This is a genomic window from Mariniphaga sp. (genome assembly GCF_041687215.1).
GTDB lineage: Bacteria > Bacteroidota > Bacteroidia > Bacteroidales > Prolixibacteraceae > Mariniphaga.
This window is the reverse complement of record NZ_JAWLCI010000020.1, coordinates 1-22,130: the sequence shown is the minus strand read 5'-3', so window position 1 is coordinate 22,130 and position 22,130 is coordinate 1. Positions and strand designations below refer to the sequence as shown.

13 protein-coding genes and 1 pseudogene are annotated in these 22,130 nt (G+C 38.6%); 9 read left to right on the top strand and 5 right to left on the bottom strand.

Translation table 11 applies throughout. The features are described 5' to 3' along the window. The first annotated feature begins 20 nt into the window (after positions 1–20). The 7 genes from ACESMA_RS09050 (at position 21) to ACESMA_RS09020 (ending at position 13,779) form a co-directional block, all read left to right on the top strand. On the top strand, positions 21–3,446 hold the full coding sequence (locus ACESMA_RS09050) for a TonB-dependent receptor (RefSeq protein ID WP_372948475.1): 3,426 nt from the start codon (positions 21–23) through the stop codon (positions 3,444–3,446). Between the two features lie 15 nt (positions 3,447–3,461). Continuing rightward, positions 3,462–5,378: a RagB/SusD family nutrient uptake outer membrane protein gene (locus ACESMA_RS09045; RefSeq protein ID WP_372948474.1), complete on the top strand. Its 1,917-nt coding sequence runs from the start codon at positions 3,462–3,464 to the stop codon at positions 5,376–5,378. 38 nt (positions 5,379–5,416) lie between these two features. Beyond that, positions 5,417–6,691, top strand: a complete 1,275-nt coding sequence (locus ACESMA_RS09040) for a DUF5000 domain-containing lipoprotein (RefSeq protein WP_372948473.1) — start codon at positions 5,417–5,419, stop codon at positions 6,689–6,691. Between the two features lie 16 nt (positions 6,692–6,707). Continuing rightward, positions 6,708–7,889, top strand: a complete 1,182-nt coding sequence (locus ACESMA_RS09035) for a DUF4998 domain-containing protein (protein WP_372948472.1) — start codon at positions 6,708–6,710, stop codon at positions 7,887–7,889. A gap of 114 nt (positions 7,890–8,003) precedes the next feature. Then, positions 8,004–10,364: a T9SS type A sorting domain-containing protein gene (locus tag ACESMA_RS09030; protein WP_372948471.1), complete on the top strand. Its 2,361-nt coding sequence runs from the start codon at positions 8,004–8,006 to the stop codon at positions 10,362–10,364. Between the two features lie 65 nt (positions 10,365–10,429). Continuing rightward, positions 10,430–12,958, top strand: coding sequence for a glycosyl hydrolase family 95 catalytic domain-containing protein (locus ACESMA_RS09025; RefSeq protein ID WP_372948470.1), 2,529 nt, complete (start codon positions 10,430–10,432; stop codon positions 12,956–12,958). Between the two features lie 26 nt (positions 12,959–12,984). Beyond that, complete coding sequence (locus tag ACESMA_RS09020; protein ID WP_372948469.1) at positions 12,985–13,779, top strand: hypothetical protein; 795 nt, start codon at positions 12,985–12,987, stop codon at positions 13,777–13,779. Positions 13,780–14,026: 247 nt separating this feature from the next. Here the strand turns inward: ACESMA_RS09020 and tnpA (ACESMA_RS09015) are convergent. After that, positions 14,027–14,415 (bottom strand): annotated as a pseudogene (gene tnpA, locus ACESMA_RS09015) (IS200/IS605 family transposase); the annotation flags it as partial. A gap of 130 nt (positions 14,416–14,545) precedes the next feature. On the opposite strand from tnpA (ACESMA_RS09015), the gene ACESMA_RS09010 reads away from it, so the two are divergent. Both ACESMA_RS09010 and tnpA (ACESMA_RS09005) read left to right on the top strand, forming a co-directional pair. After that, the gene (locus tag ACESMA_RS09010; RefSeq protein ID WP_372948468.1) at positions 14,546–15,571 is read left to right on the top strand and encodes an alpha-L-fucosidase; all 1,026 of its coding nucleotides are present in this window, start codon (positions 14,546–14,548) and stop codon (positions 15,569–15,571) included. Between the two features lie 638 nt (positions 15,572–16,209). Continuing rightward, on the top strand, positions 16,210–16,434 hold the full coding sequence (tnpA, locus tag ACESMA_RS09005) for an IS66 family insertion sequence element accessory protein TnpA (RefSeq protein ID WP_372948467.1): 225 nt from the start codon (positions 16,210–16,212) through the stop codon (positions 16,432–16,434). A gap of 103 nt (positions 16,435–16,537) precedes the next feature. Here tnpA (ACESMA_RS09005) and ilvC read toward each other — a convergent pair whose 3' ends face one another. The 4 genes from ilvC to ilvD all read right to left on the bottom strand — a co-directional run bounded on the left by ilvC (position 16,538) and on the right by ilvD (position 21,839). Next, positions 16,538–17,584, bottom strand: coding sequence for a ketol-acid reductoisomerase (ilvC, locus tag ACESMA_RS09000; RefSeq protein WP_372948466.1), 1,047 nt, complete (start codon positions 17,582–17,584; stop codon positions 16,538–16,540). Positions 17,585–17,670: 86 nt separating this feature from the next. Beyond that, positions 17,671–18,213: an acetolactate synthase small subunit gene (ilvN, locus tag ACESMA_RS08995; protein ID WP_372948465.1), complete on the bottom strand. Its 543-nt coding sequence runs from the start codon at positions 18,211–18,213 to the stop codon at positions 17,671–17,673. Positions 18,214–18,280: 67 nt separating this feature from the next. Further along, positions 18,281–19,978, bottom strand: a complete 1,698-nt coding sequence (ilvB, locus tag ACESMA_RS08990; protein WP_372948464.1) for a biosynthetic-type acetolactate synthase large subunit — start codon at positions 19,976–19,978, stop codon at positions 18,281–18,283. A 28-nt stretch (positions 19,979–20,006) separates the two neighbouring features. Beyond that, the gene (gene ilvD / locus ACESMA_RS08985) at positions 20,007–21,839 is read right to left on the bottom strand and encodes a dihydroxy-acid dehydratase (protein ID WP_372948463.1); all 1,833 of its coding nucleotides are present in this window, start codon (positions 21,837–21,839) and stop codon (positions 20,007–20,009) included. Positions 21,840–22,130: the final 291 nt, after the last annotated feature.

The window sequence follows — 22,130 nt, the reverse complement described above, 5'->3', positions numbered from 1 at the left end:
AGTTTAAAATTAGTTTAAAAATGAAACTACTGGCCTTTTTAATGTTTGCGGTACTGGCTGTTTCGGCAGCCGACAGTTACTCCCAGGCTGCCAAATTCAGTTTAAAACTGAAAGATGCAACCGTGAGGGAGGTATTCGATCACATTGAAGACAACAGTGAATTCATTCTGTTGTATAACGAAAAATGGGTGGACGTAAACCGCCGGGTGGACATTAACGTAAAAAACGGAACGGTGGAAAAAGTGCTCGACCAAACGTTTAAAGGAACCCGGAATGTGTACAAAATTTACGACCGGCAGATTGTTATACTAGAGAACAAAAATGCCGAAGTTCCAATAAATATTCAGAATAAAATTAAAAATCCAAATATTACTGAACAACAACCAAATATTATTAAAGGGAAAGTGACAGACTCGGATGGTTTGCCACTCCCGGGGGTAACCATTACAATTGTTGGTACAACAAAAGGAGTTATCACTGACAATGATGGGGTCTATTCTATTGAAGCCAATTCGGCAGATAAATTGGTTTTTTCGTTTATCGGGATGGAAAGTCAAATTGTTGATGTCTTAAACCAGTCTATTATTGACATTACGATGGAAGAAAAAAGAGAAGAATTAGAGGAAATAATGATTGTGGCATTTGGTAAGCAAAAAAGAGAAAGTGTTGTTTCAGCTATATCTACAGTCAAACCAGAAGAGTTACGAGCCCCATCAAGTAATCTGACAACAACCCTGGCAGGCAGATTGTCAGGATTAATATCATACCAGCAAAGTGGTGCACCTGGTGATGATAATGCCAGATTCTTTATTCGTGGAATTACAACATTTGGTTCAGGAGTTCCTGATCCATTAATTTTAATTGATAATGTTGAGCTGACATCGAGGGATTTAGCAAATTTAAATCCAGATGATATTGCAAGTTTTTCAATACTAAAAGATGCAACTGCAACTGCCCTCTATGGTGCAAAAGCTGCAAACGGAGTTGTCCTAATTACAACAAAGGAGGGACGAGAAAGTAAACTATTAGTTAATGTCCGTCTTGAAAAATCTATATCTGCTCCAACTGTAACCTACGACATGGCAGATCCTGTAACTTTTATGGAATTAAATAACGAAGCGGTTGCGACAAGAGATCCATTGGCAAGCCGGCCATATTCACGTGAAAAGATTGATAAAACAAGAGCCGGGGTTAATTCATATGTTTACCCTGCTGTTGATTGGTTAGGTCTAATGACTAAAGATTTGGCAGCAAACGAAAGAGCTAGTATAAACTTATCAGGAGGAGGAAAGGTTGCAAGTTATTACATTTCAGGAAGATTAACAAACGATCAGGGAATTTTGAATATTCCCGATATTAGTGGATTCGATAACAATATTAGTCTGAAAAAATATGGTGTCCGATCAAATGTAAATGTAAACCTTACGAGTTCAACTCTTGCAAAAATTAAAGTTAGTGCACAATTTGATAACTATCGAGGACCCATTCCGACTGGGAATGAGACGTATGAAAGCAGTTTAAATGCTAATCCAGTGTTATTCCCAGCTACCTATGAGCCGGATTTGGCTTTTTCAAATGCAAATCATATATTATTTGGAAATGTTGGCACTGATTTTCCGCAATATTATAATCCTTATGCTGATTTATTGAGAGGATACAGAGACACACGTTCTTCTACGGTTTTAGCTATACTTGAGTTAACTCAGGATTTAGATTTTATTACTGAAGGCTTAGATTTGAGGATGCTAATTAATTCCTCTACTAAGTCAGATTTTAGTATTATACGTTCATACAATCCGTTGTATTACGAAATGAATTTGTACAATAAACAAACAGATGAATATTCACTAAGAGAAATTAATCCAACAACTGGTCGACAAACTTTAGATTTAGAAGGAACTTCAAATAATTCTATAAATTCAGTTTACCTTGAAGGTGCACTGAATTACAATAGGACTTTTAATGAAACTCATACTTTAGGTGGGGTTTTTGCATATACGATGAAAGAATTATTATCTGCTTCTGCCACCGATTTTCAATCTTCATTACCTTTTCGAAATGTTGGTTTTGCAGGCCGTTTAACCTATGGATATGCGAACAAATACAATGTCAATTTTAGTTTTGGGTACAATGGATCTGAACGATTTAGCGAAAAGCACAGATTTGGTTTCTTTCCATCGACTGGATTAAGTTGGACTGTTTCAAATGAAAATTTTTGGGCTGATTCTTATATTAATGACATTGTAACAAAATTAAGAATTCGAGGTTCCTATGGTGTAGTAGGTAATGATAGGATCGGTAGTGAATCAGAACGTTTTTTCTATTTGTCGGATGTTAATTTGAACGCTGGAATGGCGGGTAGATTTGGTACTAATTTTATCGAAAGTACACAAACAACCAAAATAAACAGGTATGGCAATGAAGATATTACCTGGGAAAAAGCCTACAAATCAGATATTGGTATTGAAGTTGACTTGATTGATGATATAGAGATCAGGTTAGATCTTTACCACCAGAAAAGAACAGATATTCTTATGGCGCGCACAGATATTCCTTCAACAATGGGATTATCCTATAGTCCTAAATCCAATATTGGTGAAGCGGCAAGCAAGGGATTTGATCTTACTGTAGATTACAATTTAATATTAGGAAATTCCTTTTGGGCAACAACAAGAGTTAACTTTACCTATTCAGAAAGTAAGTATCTCAAATATGAAGAGCCCTATTATCCTGATGCACCATGGCTTTCGCATGTTGGACAGCCTATTGGATCGCAATTGGGATATGTTGCACAACGACTCTTTATTGATGATTTAGAGGTGAAAAATTCTCCTCAACAAGTGTTCCCAGGTCTTCCAGTTCAGGGTGGAGATATTAAGTATCTTGATATAAACAATGACGGGGTTATTAATTTTTACGACCAAACATATATCGGATTCCCTACTACTCCCGGAATAATTTACGGATTTGGTTCTTCTGTGGGATACAAAGGTATTGATTTCTCTTTTTTCTTTCAGGGATCTGGGCGTTCAAGTTTCTGGATTGATTATAATGCAATGTCTCCATTTAAAGAGCAAGCAGTAGGTAGTGCAAAAGGTAATACTGTTCTATCTCAGTTTATTGCAGATGATCATTGGTCTGAAGATAATCGAAATTTATACGCAACATGGCCAAGGTTAGCGGCATCAACTGATTTAATCAACAGTAATAATGCACAGCGTAATACCTGGTTTTTAAGAAATGGATCTTTCTTAAGGTTAAAATCAATAGAAGTAGGTTATACAATACCTGAAAAGATAATTCCTTGGGAGACTCGTATTTATTTTAGTGGTATTAACCTGCTAACGTTCTCTAATTTTAAACTGTGGGATGTGGAGATGGGTGGAAATGCACTGAATTATCCGATTCAAAAAGTTTTCAACTTTGGTCTTAATATAAACTTTTAATCAAAACTTAGCATAATGAAAAAAATAATTATATTACTCGCTTTTTGCATTTTGTTTTCTTGTGAAGAAGGATATCTGGATGTAGTACCTGATAATGTTACTACAGTTGCAGATGCATTTCAAAATAGAAATTACACTAAAAATTTTCTATACACATGCTATAGTTATATACCCAGTGCTGCAATGCCTGATCAGAATCCTGCTATGGTTGCAGGAGATGAGGTTTACTATGATGATGAATCTGTAAGAGTTAAGTATCCGGGAAATGTTAATGCATCAAGAATTGCCAGAGGTTTACAAAATAGTTCTTTCCCATATCTTAATTATTGGGATGGGGGTTCAGGTGGACGCAATTTATGGGAGGCTATCCGCACATGTAATATCTTTCTCGAGAATGTTGATACGCCCATTGATTTGGATGAGGCAGAAAAAAAGCGTTGGATTTCAGAAGTAATTTTTCTTAAAGCTTATTTTCACTATTATCTTTTTCAACTATATGGTGCCATTCCAATAATGGATGTTAATTTACCTTTGAATGCTAGTGTTGATGAAGTTAAGGTTTATCGGGAACCGGTTGATGAAGTGGTAGACTATATCGTTACTACAATAGATAAATCATTAGAGAACTTACCTGAAAAAATAACAAGTGAAATTTCTGAACTTGGCCGAGTTACAAAGCCAATTGCATTAGCGGTAAAAGCCAAAGTACTAACATTGGCGGCGAGTCCGCTCTTTAACGGGAACAGTGATTTGGTTCATTTAATAGATAATCGAGGCAAACAGCTTTTCCCAAATGAGGATCCAAACAAATGGGTTATTGCTGAAAAAGCATTAAAGGAAGCAATTGATGCTGCACATCAATCAGGTGCAAAGTTGTTTGACTACAGAGAAAATAAGCTTATGGATGATAAAAATTTACCAGAACCCCTACTCCTTAGTTTAAACATAAGACAATCTGTTTGTGAAAAATGGAACTCTGAACTTATTTGGGGCAGTACTGAGCCAACAAGGCAAATTCAAATAAATTGCGCGGCAAAACTCACAACTCAAGAGAGAAGGAACGGTAGCTTTGCTCAGTTTCATAGTCCTACAATGCGTATTGCAGAACAGTTTTATTCCAGTAATGGAGTACCAATCAGTGAAGATAAAGACTGGGTAGAAAATGGATGGTACTCGGATCGTTTTAATAGTAAGTTATCAACCCCTGAAGACAATCATCAGTATTATCTTAAAGAAGGGGACTATTCTGCTGTACTTCACTTTAACCGGGAGCCGAGATTTTATGGTACTTTAGGTTTTCACAATGGAACGTGGTATAGGTCAGAAGAAGAGCCTTACATTCTTAATGGATTGGTAAGTGGAAATGCTGGTCCTTATCAAAACGAGGACTTTTCGGCAACGGGGTACTATTCAAAGAAATTAGTAAGTATAGAAACTAAACCTGAAGCTCCATATGGAATTATAACCGAGAGCTATTCATTTCCACGCATTAGGCTATCTGATTTATATCTCTTATACGCTGAAGTGATAAATGAAGTTGGAGACAAATCTGAAAATGAAATATTTGAATATATAGATTTGGTAAGAACTAAGTATGGTTTAGGCGGAGTAGTGAGTTCATGGACTAATTATTCAGTTAACCCAGCTAAATATACTTCACAACAAGGAAGAAGAGAAATAATTCATCAAGAACGTTTGATCGAATTAGCGCTAGAGGGACAACGTTATTGGGATTTGCGCAGATGGAAAAAGTTGAGTGATGAAATGAACAAACCATTGTTTGGATGGAACATTTATGATGAAACTGTTGGTGGATATTTCAGAAGAGTTACCTTGGAGTTCAGAAGTTTTGAACCGAAAGATTATTTATGGCCGATCCAATCAGGTTCTATAGATGTGAATAATAATTTAGTGCAAAATCCCGGGTGGTAAAATTTAGTACGTGAGGATTAACCAAAAAAATTAATATTATGAATAAATATTATAAAAAAATAAACAGTTTGAGGAATTCAATCCTATATGGTTCAATTTTGGTGTGTATCGCAAGCTTTCTTTTATCTTGTGGAAGTGAATTCAATGTTCAGGATTTGACAAGTGGCGATTCACAAGCTCCTTCAAATCCAACTGTAGATAACGTTCTTAATTCGAGTGGTTCAGTTACAATTGAGTGTTTGCTTCCTCCTGAAGAAGATGTGCTTTATTTGATGGCCGAATATAATGTAAATGGGGTACAACGCGTGGTGAAATCATCCTTCTATAAACCAGTTTTATTTCTTGATGGATTTCCTGAGGCCGGCGATTATAAAGTGATAATAAAAGCAGTTGACAGAAACGAAAATGAATCTTCCGGCATTCAATTAACTGTTTCTCCGACAACCCCTTCCTATATAATAGCCGGTAACAATATTTCAATTGAGGCAACTTTTTCAGGAGTAATTGTTAGATGGCAGGGAAATGTGGAAAAAGATGAATTGATTATACAGTTACTTGGTTATGATGATGAGGGTGAAATAGTAATATTAGATGATAATTACACTGATTTTGAGAAAGGGTGGTTTCTTTCAATGGATCCATCTTATGGGTATTCAGAAAGAGAATTTGGCGTAGTAGTAATAGATAGATGGGGAAATACATCGCAGGCTACCTGGAAAAGCTTACAACCCTTATTTGATGAACAACTGGATCATACAAAAATGTCTCCTGTAAGGGATTATGCCATGCCGGGTGCATACGATATTGCAGAAGGATTGTGTGTAGATGTTGGGCCAAATTTTAGAGATCCACAAACACAGTTTGCTCACCTTTTTGATGGACAACTTAATACATATTATGAAACTGGAGATGGTGTTCCTCCATTCAGTTTTACATTTGATCTTGGAGTAACAGCAAATCTAAGCCGATATAAGTATTATCAAAGAGATGATGGCTCTGGTACCAATTTTTCATTTAACCATAATACTATAAAAAAATGGCGGGTATATGGATCACTTACTAAAGAACCTTGTCTGGATCATCCTTCATGGAAACTTTTAGGCACTTATGAGATGGTAATACCATCGGGAGAAGACGTTCCCACGCAGGGAGACTTTGATGCTGCTGATGCAGGATTTGATTACTTTATAGATATTGAAGCGACTAACATACCGGTAAGATTCATTAGGTTTGCAATAGATGAGAATTGGTCAGGTGGTACCATGGCTCACTTTGGGGAGCTAATGATATGGGGGGTTATTCTTGATAATTAATATTAAAAATAGAAAAATGAAAAATATATATATAATATTGGCTTTAATTTTTGTTTTGTCTTGTTCCAAAATGGAAGATAATTTCAAAAATTATCTTGAAACGGAGGAGACTATTTATGCTGCAAAAGTAGATAGTGTTTTAGTAAAACCAGGATACAATCGAGTTAAGTTTGATATTTCAATTGGTGTAGGAAATATTGAAACAATACGGATTTTCTGGAATAATTATACTGATTCAACCGAGGTAAATATTAATAACCAAACGGGTGTCTTTAGTAAAATATTGGCGAATTTGCCTGAAAAGGACTATGCTTTTAATTTTATAAGTTTAGATGCGCATGGAAATAAGTCTTTACCTTTTGATGTTTATGGGAAAGTTTATGGGGATAAATACATGGCTGTTCGTGCAATCAGGCCTATTAAAGAAGTTGTGATAATAGATGTTGAGCATATTATAATAGTATGGAATGGTATTGTTGATGATGGCGTAAGTTGCAGATTGAACTATACAGATGTTAATGGAGAGGAGGTTATCCTTAATGTCCCGATGTCGGAAATGGAAACAGAAATTACTGAGATAAATGTAAAAAAAGGTTTTAGTTATACGACATTATATGAGCCAGAGCCAAATGTAATTGATGAGTTTATCTCGGATTCTCTTACTATTGTTCCTACAATTGCGTTGGAACTGAATAAAGATACATGGTCATTTGTTAAATTGCCAACGGATACACCTGGAGATTGTTATGGAGGAAACATTACTAACCTATGGAATAATAAGACTAATGACTACTACCACAGCGGTTGTCATGGAGAGAATAATGATGGCATACCGCATCATTTTACCATAGATTTGGGGGTTGATGTAAGTTTGGTTAGAATTCAGTTGGATCCTAGAAAGGATTGTTGTCAGGGACGAAATCCAAAGAAATTTCAAATTTGGGGGATACCTGATATTACTGATGCTTCAACCACGCTAGAATCAAATGATCCGGGCTGGGAAAACGAAATGATCGAAAAAGGATGGATTAAATTGCTCGATCATGAAACTTCACCTGATTGGAATGGTTCTCCTGATAGTTACAAAACTGATATTGGAGATGATACACCGGTGAGGTATATAAGATATAGAATTTTGGAGACTTGGAATGGAGAGCCATATACTGCATTGTCAGAAATGACATTCTGGTACGAATAAGCTTTCTTTATTTTAACTCAATTGTTGAATAGTTAGTTTATTATTTAGGAAGATATGTAACAACATATCTTCCTAAATAATTTCTAACGATAATTTATCAAATTAAAATTCAATATGAAGAAAAGAAAAAAAATTCACTTAGTGCTTTTGTTAGAAATTTTAGCTGTTTTATTTTCACACAATAGCTATGCTCAAGATTTTCCTTCTTTTGTTAATCTTAAGGAGAACATTAGAGTAAAGAACGATTCTTATGAATCGGGAAAAGAAAAGGGCTACTTTGATGTTGATTATAATGATTCAGCGTGGGAAGAATTTCTTACTCCTTCGGAATTAACTAACCGAGAGACTTTTCTTGTTTCGCAAAAGGGATTTAGTGGTGCAACATGGTTTCGTAAAGAGTTTAATGTTCCCCAGCAATGGACCGGAAAGTCCGTACATCTTGTATTGGGTACCTCTAAAATGAATCATTTTATTTACCTTAACGGTGATTCAATTGGAAGATCCGGAACCTGGGTAGATAAATCTTTTGATGTAAGTGAATATATAATTCCAGGTAATAAGAATGTATTAACAACCTTTCTTTCTGAAAGTGATGGCACAGAAGGATTACACCAACTCAACAGACTGAGAATAACGATTACTGATCCGATATGTAATATTGGATTATCTAAAGCTATTCCTGTTGTATCGGATACTGTTACAATAACAGGTTATATGGATAATGCAGAAAATTCACCAATAACACTTGAACTGCCAGATGGTTCGATAGAAAACTTAAAGTTAAATGCTTTGGGACAATTAAAACTAGTTGTTAATACTTATGGTAAGTATACAATTAGTTGTCAAGAATATGAAAGAATATTTTATGCAACTGCCGTTCCTCTGATGTTTCATTTCTGGAGTCCGCTTGTTCTACCTAAATATGCGACACACATGTTATCCGTTAGTCAGGAATCTAAATTTAATGACTATTATATTAAAAATGGCACAAAGTTGTCTGGATATGGATATGGTTACGGACTTGAAAACCTTAGTGTATATAGTATTAAAGATTATTGGAAAAAAAGTTTAAATCATGATGATTATTCGGGAATTACGATTGATGAGTTGTATGTCCATGATAGCGAATACCAGATGAAACTTCATAAAGCCCTTTGGTTGCTCTATGAAGAAAAAGGTGGGTTGTTTGAATGTCTTCCGTATGTTGCAGGTATAGAGTATAAGACAGGAAAAGCAGCATGGAATTTGAGAAAAGCCAAAGCTATATGCTTCAGTGAGAACTACTATGGAGGAGATGAGTTGACAAAGAAACGCTGGAGTGACATGAAAGAATCAAATTTGGATTATTATGGTGGCCTACTTTCAATGAGTCCGGGTTTTGTTTTGAATATAGACCAAACGAATGTCAACTACGGTCCATTAACTGCTTATGATTTAAAGAAAGAATTTGCCAGTTACAGAAGAATTGCTCCTGAAATGAATGGTATTTCTTTCTTCAATGCATACTTTGCAGTAAGTCTTGAAAGTTTGTTGGATGAAAATATTATTGACTTTTTCTTTAAGCCGGTCATTCATATTCATCCAAAAGGTGGACATTTGGCTTTTCAGAACATAGGAAATGAAGATATTCCAGAGGGCGTTATTGTTCAGTTTATTAGTGTCTTGGGTGAAGAGATTGGCTCAACAAAATTACCTTCGATTAAACCTACCGAGAGCGTTAATTTAATATTGCCGGATAATACAAAGAAAATACATTTTGAGCAACCCAAGCATATGGTTTCTCTATATCCGGATAACACCTACTATGTTCCAGAAGAACTTAATCCTCTTCAAATAGATTCCTGCACGGTAAGCGAGGGAGATATAGCCTATAAGGGACAGCAGGAATCTTTTTTTGTAAAAGTGCAGTTTAATCAAAAAATACGAACACTTTTCAACAGTGGAATTGCAAATATAATTCAGAATGGAGGAGGTGTATTTTCTCCGGAAAAGATGACTTTTAATGACGAGACGAATATTCTGTTGTTAGAGTACAAAGGATTAAGAGAAGGTGAGTATGGATTAAATTTAAAGAGTGGTCTTAATGGTTTTAAATCCTTGGAAGGGGCTCTTCTTGATGGTACTGATAATGGTCTTTTAGATACCAAGTATTCTGACGATTATAATGTCTTCTTTATTTTAAAATATAAGGATGTAAATACTTCTGTTGTTAATGATAATTTTGGTAACTCTATGATTAAACTCTATCCGAATCCTGCAAATAGTAGGCTAAATGTCGAGATAGCAGGAATTCGCGGAATGTTTCATTTAAGGTCTATTCAGGGGAAAACGCTTTTGGAAAAGGAGTTAACAAAAGGAAACAACACGATCTCACTGGGAAAAATTGCAGATGGTTTCTATATCGCAAATATTACTGAAGGATCTCATATACACGTAGAAAAAGTCATTGTTAAAAAAAATATTTATATTAAATAAGTTGATTAATAGGAAATTTTTAAAGTAAAAAAAGAAAAACTTGAGTTATTTAAAAATATAATACAATGAAAAATTATTTTATTCTGTTACTAATTTCGTGTATTTTTTTATTCTCTTTTAAAGGTAAGCATAAGGATAAAGAACATGGCGAAGAAACATTAATTCAGATGAAATCATCATCCTTTAAAGTGTTGCCATCTTATTTGTCAAAACATGATATTGTTTTTCTATCACCAACACAGTTGGAAGCAGAAGGATTCCCCATGGGAAACGGTGATTTAGGTGGAATGATTTGGAACCATGAAAATGGTATTGAAATACAAATTAACAAAAATGATTTGTGGTCTGAGCCTGATCCACGAGAAAATGACTTTAGTAGCTTAAGGCATTGCGGAAGGTTGAAAATAGACTTTGGCGCACCGGTTTTTAGTTGGATACACATGAGTGACTTTGAAGGAAGACTTTCACTTGCAGATGGAGAGGTTACCTATAGAGCCAATACAGCATACTCAAAAACTAATATAAGTACCTGGTTATCTCATGGAAAAAATGTATGGGTAATTGAATGTGAAAATTTACCGGAAAATAAGTTCATGAAGGATGGATTAATTTCTACCATTTCACTTGAACGTATTGGAAGCCGGTCTTTTTCAGGTTGGTATGGTGGTAACTTTCCAAAACAAGTAGATGTTGCAATTGGAAATACCATTACACAAGTTCAGGGGAAAGATATCATTTTGGAAGAGACTGGAGCTGGTGTTAACTTCGTTGTTGCTTGCAGGATTCTTGACAACGAAAGTCTTCCTTCCAAAATAAGTTCTCATAGGATTGAACTTAAAAACACTAATAAAAAATTTACAGTTCTGGTAAGCGTTGTTACCATTAAAGAAAGTTCAAACCCCAAAGATGCAGCCATAGCTCTTCTTGATGAGGCAGAGCAGACTACTGTGCAGCAACTTAAAAAAGAAAAAAATGAATGGTATAATTCATTTTGGTCTAAATCGTTTGTGAAACTTGGTGATGACTACCTCGAAAACATTTATTATTTACGTCGGTATTTGATGGGAGCTGGTTCGCAAGGAAAATATCCAATCAATTTTAATGGTGGCTTATGGCGTTGGAACAGAGATGTTTTAAATTGGGTGATACCTCACCACTGGAATACGCAACAACAATACTGGGGATTATGTGCTCAAAACGATTGCGATTTGATGTCACCCTACCTCAATACATACTTTAATATGATTCCGTTTGCAGAAGAACTGGCAAAGGAAAAAGGTGCTACAAGCGACGCGATACTAATTACAGAGGCACATGATTTTGATGGTAGGCAAGTAAGTAAGAACTGGGGAAGTATGAAACATAACTACATACCGGCAAGTCAAATAGCTGCTTTATTTTGGGATTATTATGATTATACCAGAGATATTCAGTTTCTCAAAGATAAAGCTTATGTGTTTATGACAAAAGCTGCAAATTTTTACTTAGATAAACTGGAATGGGACAATAATAAAAAAGAATATTTTTTACTGGCTTCTATGCAGGAATCCGAAGGAATACAATATGTTAAAAATCCAATTACAGATAGGAATAGTATTGAGGCCCTTTTGAAAAATTGTATTACTGCCGCAACTATTTTAAATACAGATCATGATAAAATTAAAAAGTGGAAATATGTTTTAGAAAATCTATGGGAAAGGAGAATCGAACATTTTGATGACATTGGTGATGCCATTGTTCCCGCAGATGAATATTTTACTGATAAGAGATATTCTCCATTGGTTTGGATGAATGGTGGCTCCATTGCATTCCCTTCCGGCGTGATAGGTATTGATGAAAAAAATACTGCATTAGGAAAAGCCGTTGCAAATGTGGTGAAATGCAGGGAACATACCAATGCTCATTATCCGACTCCTATAGTAGCTGCCCGAATTGGGATGGGAGATGAAGCATTAACCTATTTGTTAAACGGTATTAAAATTCATCAAATGTATCCACAGGGTTTAATGACTAATGTGACCGGATATCCCGATAATATTTATAATCTAAAATCAGTTCATGACTTATTAGATGGTGCATACAGAATCCGATCGCATGCATTTTTTCAATGTGGGTTGGAGCCTATCAGTAATTATGCTACAACAGTAAATGAAATGATGTTGCAAAGCAATGAAGGTAAGATTCGTGTTTTTCCGGCAGTTCCTAAAGCCTGGGATAATACACCATTAGCGTTCAAATTATTGGCAAGGGGTGCTTTTTTAGTATTATCTGAAAGAAATGATAAAAATGAAATTATTCAGGTAAGCATAAAAAGCCTGGAAGGGAACACGTGCAAATTGCAAAATCCTTGGCCTGACCAGGAGGTTTCTGTGTATTTAATGGATACAAAACATCAAATTAAAAATAAAATCATTGACAGTGATGTTATTTCATTTAACACAAAACCGGGAACTGAATACATCATTTGTCGTGCATCTGATAAGCCTGTTCTTCAAAAATCTATTTATTCAGGGGAACCTAATAAAGCTCCTAAAAGACTTGGAGATAAAATTTTAGGAAAAGAAAGTGGTTGGGACATGGGGCCGGATTATTGAAATTGATAATTTTAAAAAGATACAATATGGCAGGAAAATATTATTTACTGGTTTTAAGCCTATCTGGTATTTTTATAATGCATTTAACAATTAGTCATTTAACCGGATATGTAGTAATTCAAAAAAAGACGGGACAAAACAACTCACTTAACCAACCCACAGCTGCAAATCAAAAACTATTTCAAGTGAAAACTGAAGAATGGAATTTTTTCTCACTTGATGAAATTGTTGATGGTTCCCAAAATATGGATGGCAGAATTAACTATTTTTTGAATGGAGATACCCTTAAAATGTTTACTCGTCCAAATTCATATGACAGACCCAAAGTAAGGACTAAAAGCAAAATATATCTGGACGGAAAATATACCTGGAGGGTATATGTCCCCCGGATGGGTGAAGGCGATATGGCCAGCATAGGGTGTTTTTTATATTATGATGATTTGCACGAGCTGGATTTTGAAATCGGATATGGGAAAGAGGAAGTAAGAAAAAAAGTAAATGCAACAGGTTCAGATTTGGTCTGTTATGTAACCTCACAGGGGAATCCATGGCATCAGGAAATAAAACCAATAAAGGCAAATGCCTGGTATGAATTTAGTATGAAGCTGAGTTTAAAAAAGGATAAATATTTTATTGAGTGGTATGTCGATCATAAACTGATTTCTTCCCGGCAATTAAATTTTGGAAGAGAAATACCCTTTTATATTTTTTCCAGTGTCGAAAACTTAACTTTTATGGGAGATCACATAGCTAAACAAGAAAACTACGCGCTTTTTGATTTTATGAAGTTTGAAGGAATGGTTAGTCACACATTGGATTAAAAAGGATGAACTAAAGGTTGATGTCACTTTCTATTCCGTCTCAATAAATCATGCAAAGAATTATTTAAACAAATTGAATGAAAATATGGAATGCTTATTTTGCCATTAATACTTTTTTTAATATGGAATGGAGCTTCTAACAGCAAGCCATTTAACATTTAAAAATTATTAAAAAAAACATTAAAGAATCCACCCTCAAAGAAGGTGGACTTATTAGGTCGCCCCTATAGGGGTCGAAGTTAAGCCGCTGCTGCTCTTCGAGACGTTCTTGCTCTTCTTGATATTTTAGGTATTTCTTGATCTTGTCTTCGTCAAGACCAATTGTATCTACACAATACCCTTTGGCCCAAAAATGATTACCCCAATAGGGTTTTGTACGCAACTGAGGATAACTTTTGAAGATTTGTTGGCTGTTTTACCCTTCAAGGTTCCCATAAGTTGAGATATTGAAATCTTGGGCGGAACACTTACAATCAGGTGTACATGATCTTTTTGAATGTTCATTTCGATCATCTCGCTTGACCTCCATTCCAACAACATCGGAATATCTTTTGAAAGCAATTCTTTAACAAGACCTTCAAGAACTCGATATCGGTACTTTGGTGACCAAACAATGTGGTACGTACACCTGTAAATTACATGCCTTAACTTTTAAAAATTACTCATGTGACGAATTTAGCAAAATTTTGGCGTAGCCTTTTAAACATGACCACCCCCAAAGGAGGTGGTTTTAACATTTATATTAAAAACCAAAATTATGTATCAAATGAAAAGTTATTTAAGCATCCTTATTGTAGCAATTTTTATTGGTTGCACTAATCGGTCCAATGTAGATTACACCGTGAAAATTGATGACAACACACGCGCTGAACAAATAAAAGAAATGAAATGGGGCATGTTTATATGCTGGTCATTCAGTACTTTTTCGGGGCAGGAGTGGACTCCGACACTCGACAAAGATGTGGGTTATTTTAAAGCCACAGGTGTTGACACCGACCAATGGTGTAAAGTGGCCAAAGATGCAGGTATGGGCTATATCTTATTCCTGACTAAGCACCACGATGGTTTTTGTTTGTGGGATACCGAAACCACTGATAAGAAAGTGACCAACAGTCCACTTGGTTTAGATGTTCTGGATGAATTGCGAAAGTCATGTGATAAATACGGAATAAAACTGGCACTATACTTCTCAGAGGGAGATTGGAACTGGCCTGGTGCTGTTGATGGAAAAGGAGGGGGAGCGGGTAAAGGCATCAATCCGGAAATGAAAAAAGCTCAGCTCAAAGAACTTCTGACAAATTATGGACCCATAGAATTTTGGTGGATGGATCACGCCGTCGGAGATGGGGGATTAAATCATAAGGAAACTGTTGAATGGGTGCATCAGTTTCAACCCAATAGTTTTGTTGGATTTAACCATGGAGAACCTGCCGGGAGGTTAAATTTGCGTGAAATGGGGAGACCGGGTCATATTGGTGATACAACTGCAACTGTATATAATGCAGAAGCTGAATCAACTTACAAGGGATATCAGGTTGCAGAATTCACCTATCCTCTCCTACCCCAAACCCTGGAAGATGGATCGAGACGTCAGGGAGGGGCTATGTGGTTTTACTCACTGCCCAAATGGGACGATTTAGTACACCCGGCCAAAAAGATCTATCAGGATTACTTGGGTGCAGTGAAATACGGAAATATATTTTCTATAAATGTGGGGCCAAATTACGAAGGCAAATTGAGAGAAATTGATGTAAAAACGCTAACAGAAGTTGGGAAAATGATTAACAACTAAATCATTGATTATTTTTGAAAAAGTAACCGAATGATTTATTCAGCTGGCATGTAAATCGGGTGTCAGACACACCAGATTCGAAGCTTTTGCCAAGATTGAAGTATTTTCGTAGAATTATCAAAATATAAAAAATGAGGCATACACTAATTATTTGGGCAACAATCCTCCTACTCTCGGGATGTTGGACCCACTCACAAAAAAGAGTCAGCATTTGATTCTTTTATCCGGAAAGGAGCTGTAATAAAGGTAAAGCCCGAAAAGTTTGATTTTTATAAAAAACTCCCCTGTATTTACTGGGCCGAGTAGCACTTTGCACCGTACGGGTAGAACTTTTTTACAATTCGAGTAGAGGTTTTGGGTGTCCTGTTGAACTTTGCCCCGCACGAGTAGGGGTTTTTATGAAAACGTGTAGAGGTTTTGGATGCACGAGTTAAACATTTGGATTCGCGGGTTGAAAAAGGGGCGTCTGCCAATTGGCAGACGCCCCTTTCTCATTATTCGTTAGCGGGTTCGCTTTCTTCTTCCGGTTCCCCGGATGACTTGCGGCTGTTTTTGCGTTTCCAGAACTCGCTGGTATGTATCCCGTCTACTAACCTCGTCTTGTTAGATGACCCGCAGGCTCCTATCTTCGTGCTGCCATGCGAAAAAATCAGAAAGCCAGTCCGGCAACTGACGGATATAGCAAAGAAGAAATGTATCTGGCAATAGAATTGTGGCAGGAAAGCGGATTATCCCAGAGTAAGTTTTGTTCCCGCGAAAACCTATCGGTAAAAACATTCAGCAACTGGTACAGAAAGTACAAGAAGGAAGAAGGACTCTTGGTTGGACCCAACAAAGAAGTTTCCGATACATTCACCTGTTAAGCTTCATTGGTATTTGCATTAAATGGAAGAAATAGCCGATTATCCCAAAAAAACCTGTTCCTTTATTTTGGAACAGGTTTTTTCGATAAGTAATTCTAAAGAATTATTTCTTAGGCCGCAGTTTTCTTACTGCTGCTCCGGCCTGCCACAATTCCGATTCGCGCATTTCTTTAAGTTCGGCATTCAGGCTGGTTTTGTAGTCGGTACTTGAAGTTGAATCCAAAACGCGTTTGGTTTCCACGCCTGATTTTACACTTTCGTACAGCTCGTTGAATACCGGGAGGGTAGCTTCGCGGAATTTATGCCGCCAGTCGAGGGCGCCGCGTTGTGCGGTGGCGCTGCAATTAGCATACATCCAGTCCATACCGTTCTGGTCAACCAGACGAATGAGACTTTGTGTCAGTTCTTCCACGGTTTCGTTAAAAGCTTCCGACGGGCTGTGTCCGTTGTCGCGCAAAACTTTGTACTGAGCTTCGATTATTCCGGCCAGAGCGCCCATCAGGACTCCGCGTTCGCCGGTAAGATCAGAATACACTTCGTTTTCGAAAGTAGTGGGGAAGAGGTACCCCGAACCAATGGCGATTCCCAGTGCAAGGGCGCGTTCTTCGGCTTTTCCTGTATAATCCTGGAATACCGCGTAGCTGGAATTAATACCGTTTCCTGCGAGGAAATTGGTGCGAACACTGGCACCCGAACCTTTGGGTGCAACCAGAATTACATCCACATTTTTGGGAGGAATAACACCCGTTTGTTCTTTGTAGGTAATGGAAAAACCATGCGAGAAATACAGCGCGTCACCTTCGTTGAGACAAGGTTCAAGTTGCGGCCAAATGATTCGTTGTGCTGCATCGGATACCAGGTACTGAATAACTGTTCCTTTTTTGGCGGCTTCTTCCACCGGGAAAAGTGTTTCGCCCGGTACAAAACCATCGCGGACTGCCTTATCCCAGTCTTCTTTAAACTCGGGTGCCTGACCAATGATGACGTTGAACCCGTTGTCTTTCATATTCAGCGCCTGGGCCGGTCCCTGAACGCCGTAGCCAATAATGGCAATGACTTCGTCTTTTAATACTTCGCGTGCTTTTTCTACCGGAAATTCTTCGCGGAGGACCACTTTTTCGGTTACTCCGCCAAAGTTAATTTGTGCCATAATTTTTGATTATTGTTTTAAATTTTAATTTTCTTGTTAAAAACGGTGCAAATTTATCATTTTTTATTCAGTTTTTATGCTGAATATTAATCCAGACTTTCAAGTAACGAATCCCGTTCTTTTAAAAATTCGGAAAGGCGCTCGATGGGATCGCGTGTAAGTGCCACCCGGCCTGATCGAATAAACTGCATAACCTTGATTTTGTTCAATTCGTTAAACAATGCCTGTGTTTCTTTCTTGTGTCCGGTTTTTTCAATCACCGTGTATTCCCTGGTAATTTCCAGAATACGCGCCCCTGAATTTCTGACTACCTGTTCAATGGTATCGTTTTCAAAAAGCGCTTCGGTAGGTACTTTATACAAAGCAATTTCCTGGTAAATCATCTCTTCGTTGGTATGGTAAAATGCCTTTAATACATCGATTTGCTTTTCGATTTGCCCTACGATTTTTATTACCAGTTCCCTGGTTGATTTTATCACAATGGTAAATTTGTAAACCCCCTGTATGGCTGATTCCGAGACGGTTAAACTCTCAATATTTACTTTTCTCCGGGTAAAAACAATGGTGATGCGCGTAAGCAAACCAATGTGGTTTTCCGAATAAACCGTGATGATATATTCCTGTTTCATTTTTATCAACTTTTAACTTTTAACTTTAAACTCTGTCCCGATAGCTATCGGGATAAACTCTGAACTCCTACGGTTCCAGCATAATTTCCGAAACCGATGCCCCTGTGGGTACCATGGGAAATACATTGTCTTCCTTTTCAATAACCACTTCGAGTAAATACGGTCCGGGATGATCAATCATTTTTTGAATACCTGTTTCAAGGTCTTCCCGTACTTCCACTTTGTGCCCTTCAATCCCAAAACCTTTACCGATGGCAATAAAATCGGGATTTTGCAATTCGGTAAACGAATACCTTTTTTCGAAGAAAAGCTGCTGCCACTGACGCACCATTCCGAGGAAATTGTTATTCAAAATGATAATTTTCACAGGAAGTTTATTTTGAGCAATTGTGCCCAGTTCCTGGATGGTCATCTGGAATCCGCCGTCGCCAATAACGGCAATAACCGTTCGGTCGGGGGCTCCCAGCTGCGCTCCCATGCTTGCCGGCAGACCAAATCCCATGGTTCCCAGTCCGCCGGAAGTAACGTTGCTGCGTGGCTGGCGGAATTTAAAGTACCTGGATGCAACCATCTGGTGCTGACCCACATCGGTTACCAAAATGGCCTCGTGGCTTGTTTTGTCGCCGGCAATGCGAATTACTTCTCCCATGGTCAGTCCCGGTTTTTCGGGGAAAAGGTCCTTATGAATGATTTTTTCATTTTCAATTTTATCGCATTCCCTGAAACGGGCAAGCCAGTCATCGTGTCGGTTTTGTTTCACGTTGTCGGTAAGCATTTTCAGGGTTTTTTTTGCATTTCCGAGCACAGCCACGGTTGCATTTTTAATTTTATTGATCTCAGACGGATCAATTTCAAGATGTATGATTTTGGCATTGCCGGCATAAGCTGTTACTTTGCCGGTTACCCGGTCGTCGAAACGCATACCTACGGCAATAATTACATCGGCTTCGTTGGTTAGCAGGTTAGGGCCGTAATTTCCGTGCATCCCCAGCATTCCCACATTCAGCGGATGATCGGTTGGCAGGGCCGAAAGTCCCAGCAGGGTCCAGGCAGCCGGGGTACCGGTTTTTTCCACCAGTGCTTTCAGTTCTTCTTCAGCCTGTGCAATAATTACCCCCTGACCGAACAGTACCAAAGGCTTTTTGGCTTCATCGATGATGTCGGCAGCTTCTTTTACTTTGAAAGGATCAATCTGCGGCTCGGGAACATAACTCCTGATTTTCCGGCACTTTTTATACTCGAAATCCAGTGCGCCAAACTGAGCATCTTTGGTTATGTCGAGCAACACCGGTCCCGGGCGACCGGTTTGTGCAATGTAAAATGCTTGTGCAATCGCCTCCGGAATTTCTTCGGGTGTTGTAATCTGGTAATTCCACTTGGTAACCGGCATGGAAATGCCCACCACATCCGATTCCTGGAAAGCATCTGTTCCCAGCAGCGGGGAAGCCACCTGCCCGGTGATGCAAACCAGCGGCGTGGAATCAATCATGGCATCGGCAATTCCGGTAATAAGATTGGTCGCGCCGGGGCCTGAAGTAGCAAAGCAGACACCCGCCTTTCCGGTCACCCGTGCATAGCCTTCGGCAGCATGTACTGCTCCCTGTTCATGTCGGGTGAGAATGTGCTTTACATTTTTGTCGTGGTCGTACAACGCATCGTAAATGGGCATAATCGCCCCGCCCGGATACCCGAAAATGGTATCGACGCCTTCTTCCAGCAGGGAAAGAATTACGGCTTGCGAACCTGAAACTGTTTTCTTTGTCATATTTTCGAATTTTTAGATTTTCAAATAACTAATCAATTAAGCGAACCGCTCCCATATCGGCAGATGATACCAGGCTGGCATAGGCTTTCAGCGCTTTGGAAACCTGGCGTTTGCGTTCGGTTGGTTGAAAGGCATTTTCTCCTTTTGCTTCTTCAGCTTTTCGTCGTTCAGCCAGTTCTTCATCTGAAATAACCAGATTGATGGTGCGGTTTACAATATCAAATTCAATTTTATCATTGTTTTGAATAAGCCCGATGGCTCCTCCGGCAGCAGCTTCGGGAGATACATGCCCCACAGATAACCCCGATGTACCACCGGAAAAACGTCCGTCGGTAATCAGGGCACAATATTTATCCAGTTGCATCGACTTCAGGTACGAAGTGGGGTAGAGCATCTCCTGCATTCCCGGACCACCTTTTGGACCTTCGTAACGAATTACCACCACATCGCCTTTCTGCACCGAATCGCCTAAAATTCCGTTTACAGCATCATCCTGAGAGTCGAAAACTTTGGCTGTTCCGGTAAATTTGAAAATGGAAGGATCGACACCGGCGGTTTTTACTATACAGCCTTTTTCAGCTATGTTTCCGTAAAGTATGGCCAGTCCGCCATCTTTATTGTAGGCATTTTCCACACTGCGGATACAACCATTTTTACGGTCGGAATCCAGTTCGGTATAATAATTCTCCTGCGAGGCCATGGTCAGATTGCGCTTTCCGTCGCCGGGGGATGACAGAAACCGCTGTTTTGCATCGGACGAAAGATTGTTGTTCATCACATCATACGCTTCAATGGCTTCCTTTAAAGTTCGGCCATCGATGCGGTTTACCGAAGTTTCCAGGAGGCCGCCACGGTCGAGTTCGGCCATAATGGATAGAATGCCTCCGGCACGGTTCACATCCTGAACATGGTAGTGCGAGCTGGGAGCCACTTTGCAAAGATTGGGTGTAATTCGCGAAAGCCGGTCGATGTCTTTCATAGTGAATTCCACTTCTGCCTCGTGGGCAATAGCCAGCAGGTGCAGTACCGTGTTGGTGGAGCCACCCATGGCAATGTCCAGCTTCATGGCATTTAAAAATGCATCGCGGTTGGCAATGTTTCGGGGCAGAACCGATTCATCGCCTTCAAAATAATATTTTTTGGTAGCTGAAATGATTTTCTCCACAGCTTCTTCGAACAGTTTTCGGCGGTTTGCGTGGGTGGCAACAATGGTTCCGTTTCCGGGCAGTGCCATGCCAATGGCTTCAGCAAGGCAGTTCATAGAGTTGGCGGTGAACATACCCGAGCAAGAACCACAGGTGGGGCAGGCGTTTTGTTCGATTACCGCAAGTTCCTGGTCGGAAACCGACTGGTCGGCAGCCATAACCATGGCATCCACCAAATCGAAATGTTTTCCTCCAATTTCCCCGGCTTCCATGGGGCCGCCCGAAACAAACACCGCCGGAATGTTCAGCCGCATGGCCGCCATTAACATTCCCGGAGTAATTTTATCGCAGTTTGAAATGCAAATCATCGCATCCACCTTGTGACCGTTGCACATGTATTCCACACTGTCGGCAATCACGTCGCGCGAAGGAAGGGAATAGAGCATTCCGTCGTGTCCCATGGCAATGCCGTCGTCGATGGCGATGGTGTTAAACTCGGCGGCAAAATAGCCTTGTTTTTCGATTAACCCTTTCAGGTATTGGCCAATTTCGTGCAGGTGGGCATGACCCGGCACAAATTGCGTAAACGAGTTTACAATGGCAATCACCGGCCTGCCAAAGTGTTCTTCTTTCATTCCGTTGGCCCGCCAGAGACTTCGTGCGCCGGCCATCCGGCGCCCCTGGGTGGTTGTGTTGCTTCGTAATGTAATTTGCATACTTTTTTGTCTTTTTATTCAAATTTTTTATTAAAAAAGCCTTCCCCGTTTTCGGGAAAGGCTTGTTTTGTATCTTATACAACTACATATAATTCTATCCTTTCCCGGTGTTTCCAGAAATGACCACGAGAATGACTAGAATGTATGTAGCAACTAATTTCATCAACTAAATTTTTATTTATGCAGGCAAATGTAAAAACTATATTTAAAAATCAAAATGAATTGAAAGTAAAATTGCATTTTTTCTGATAAAATTAAGTTTGAAGGTGGTTTTTAGTTGGAAAGTGAATT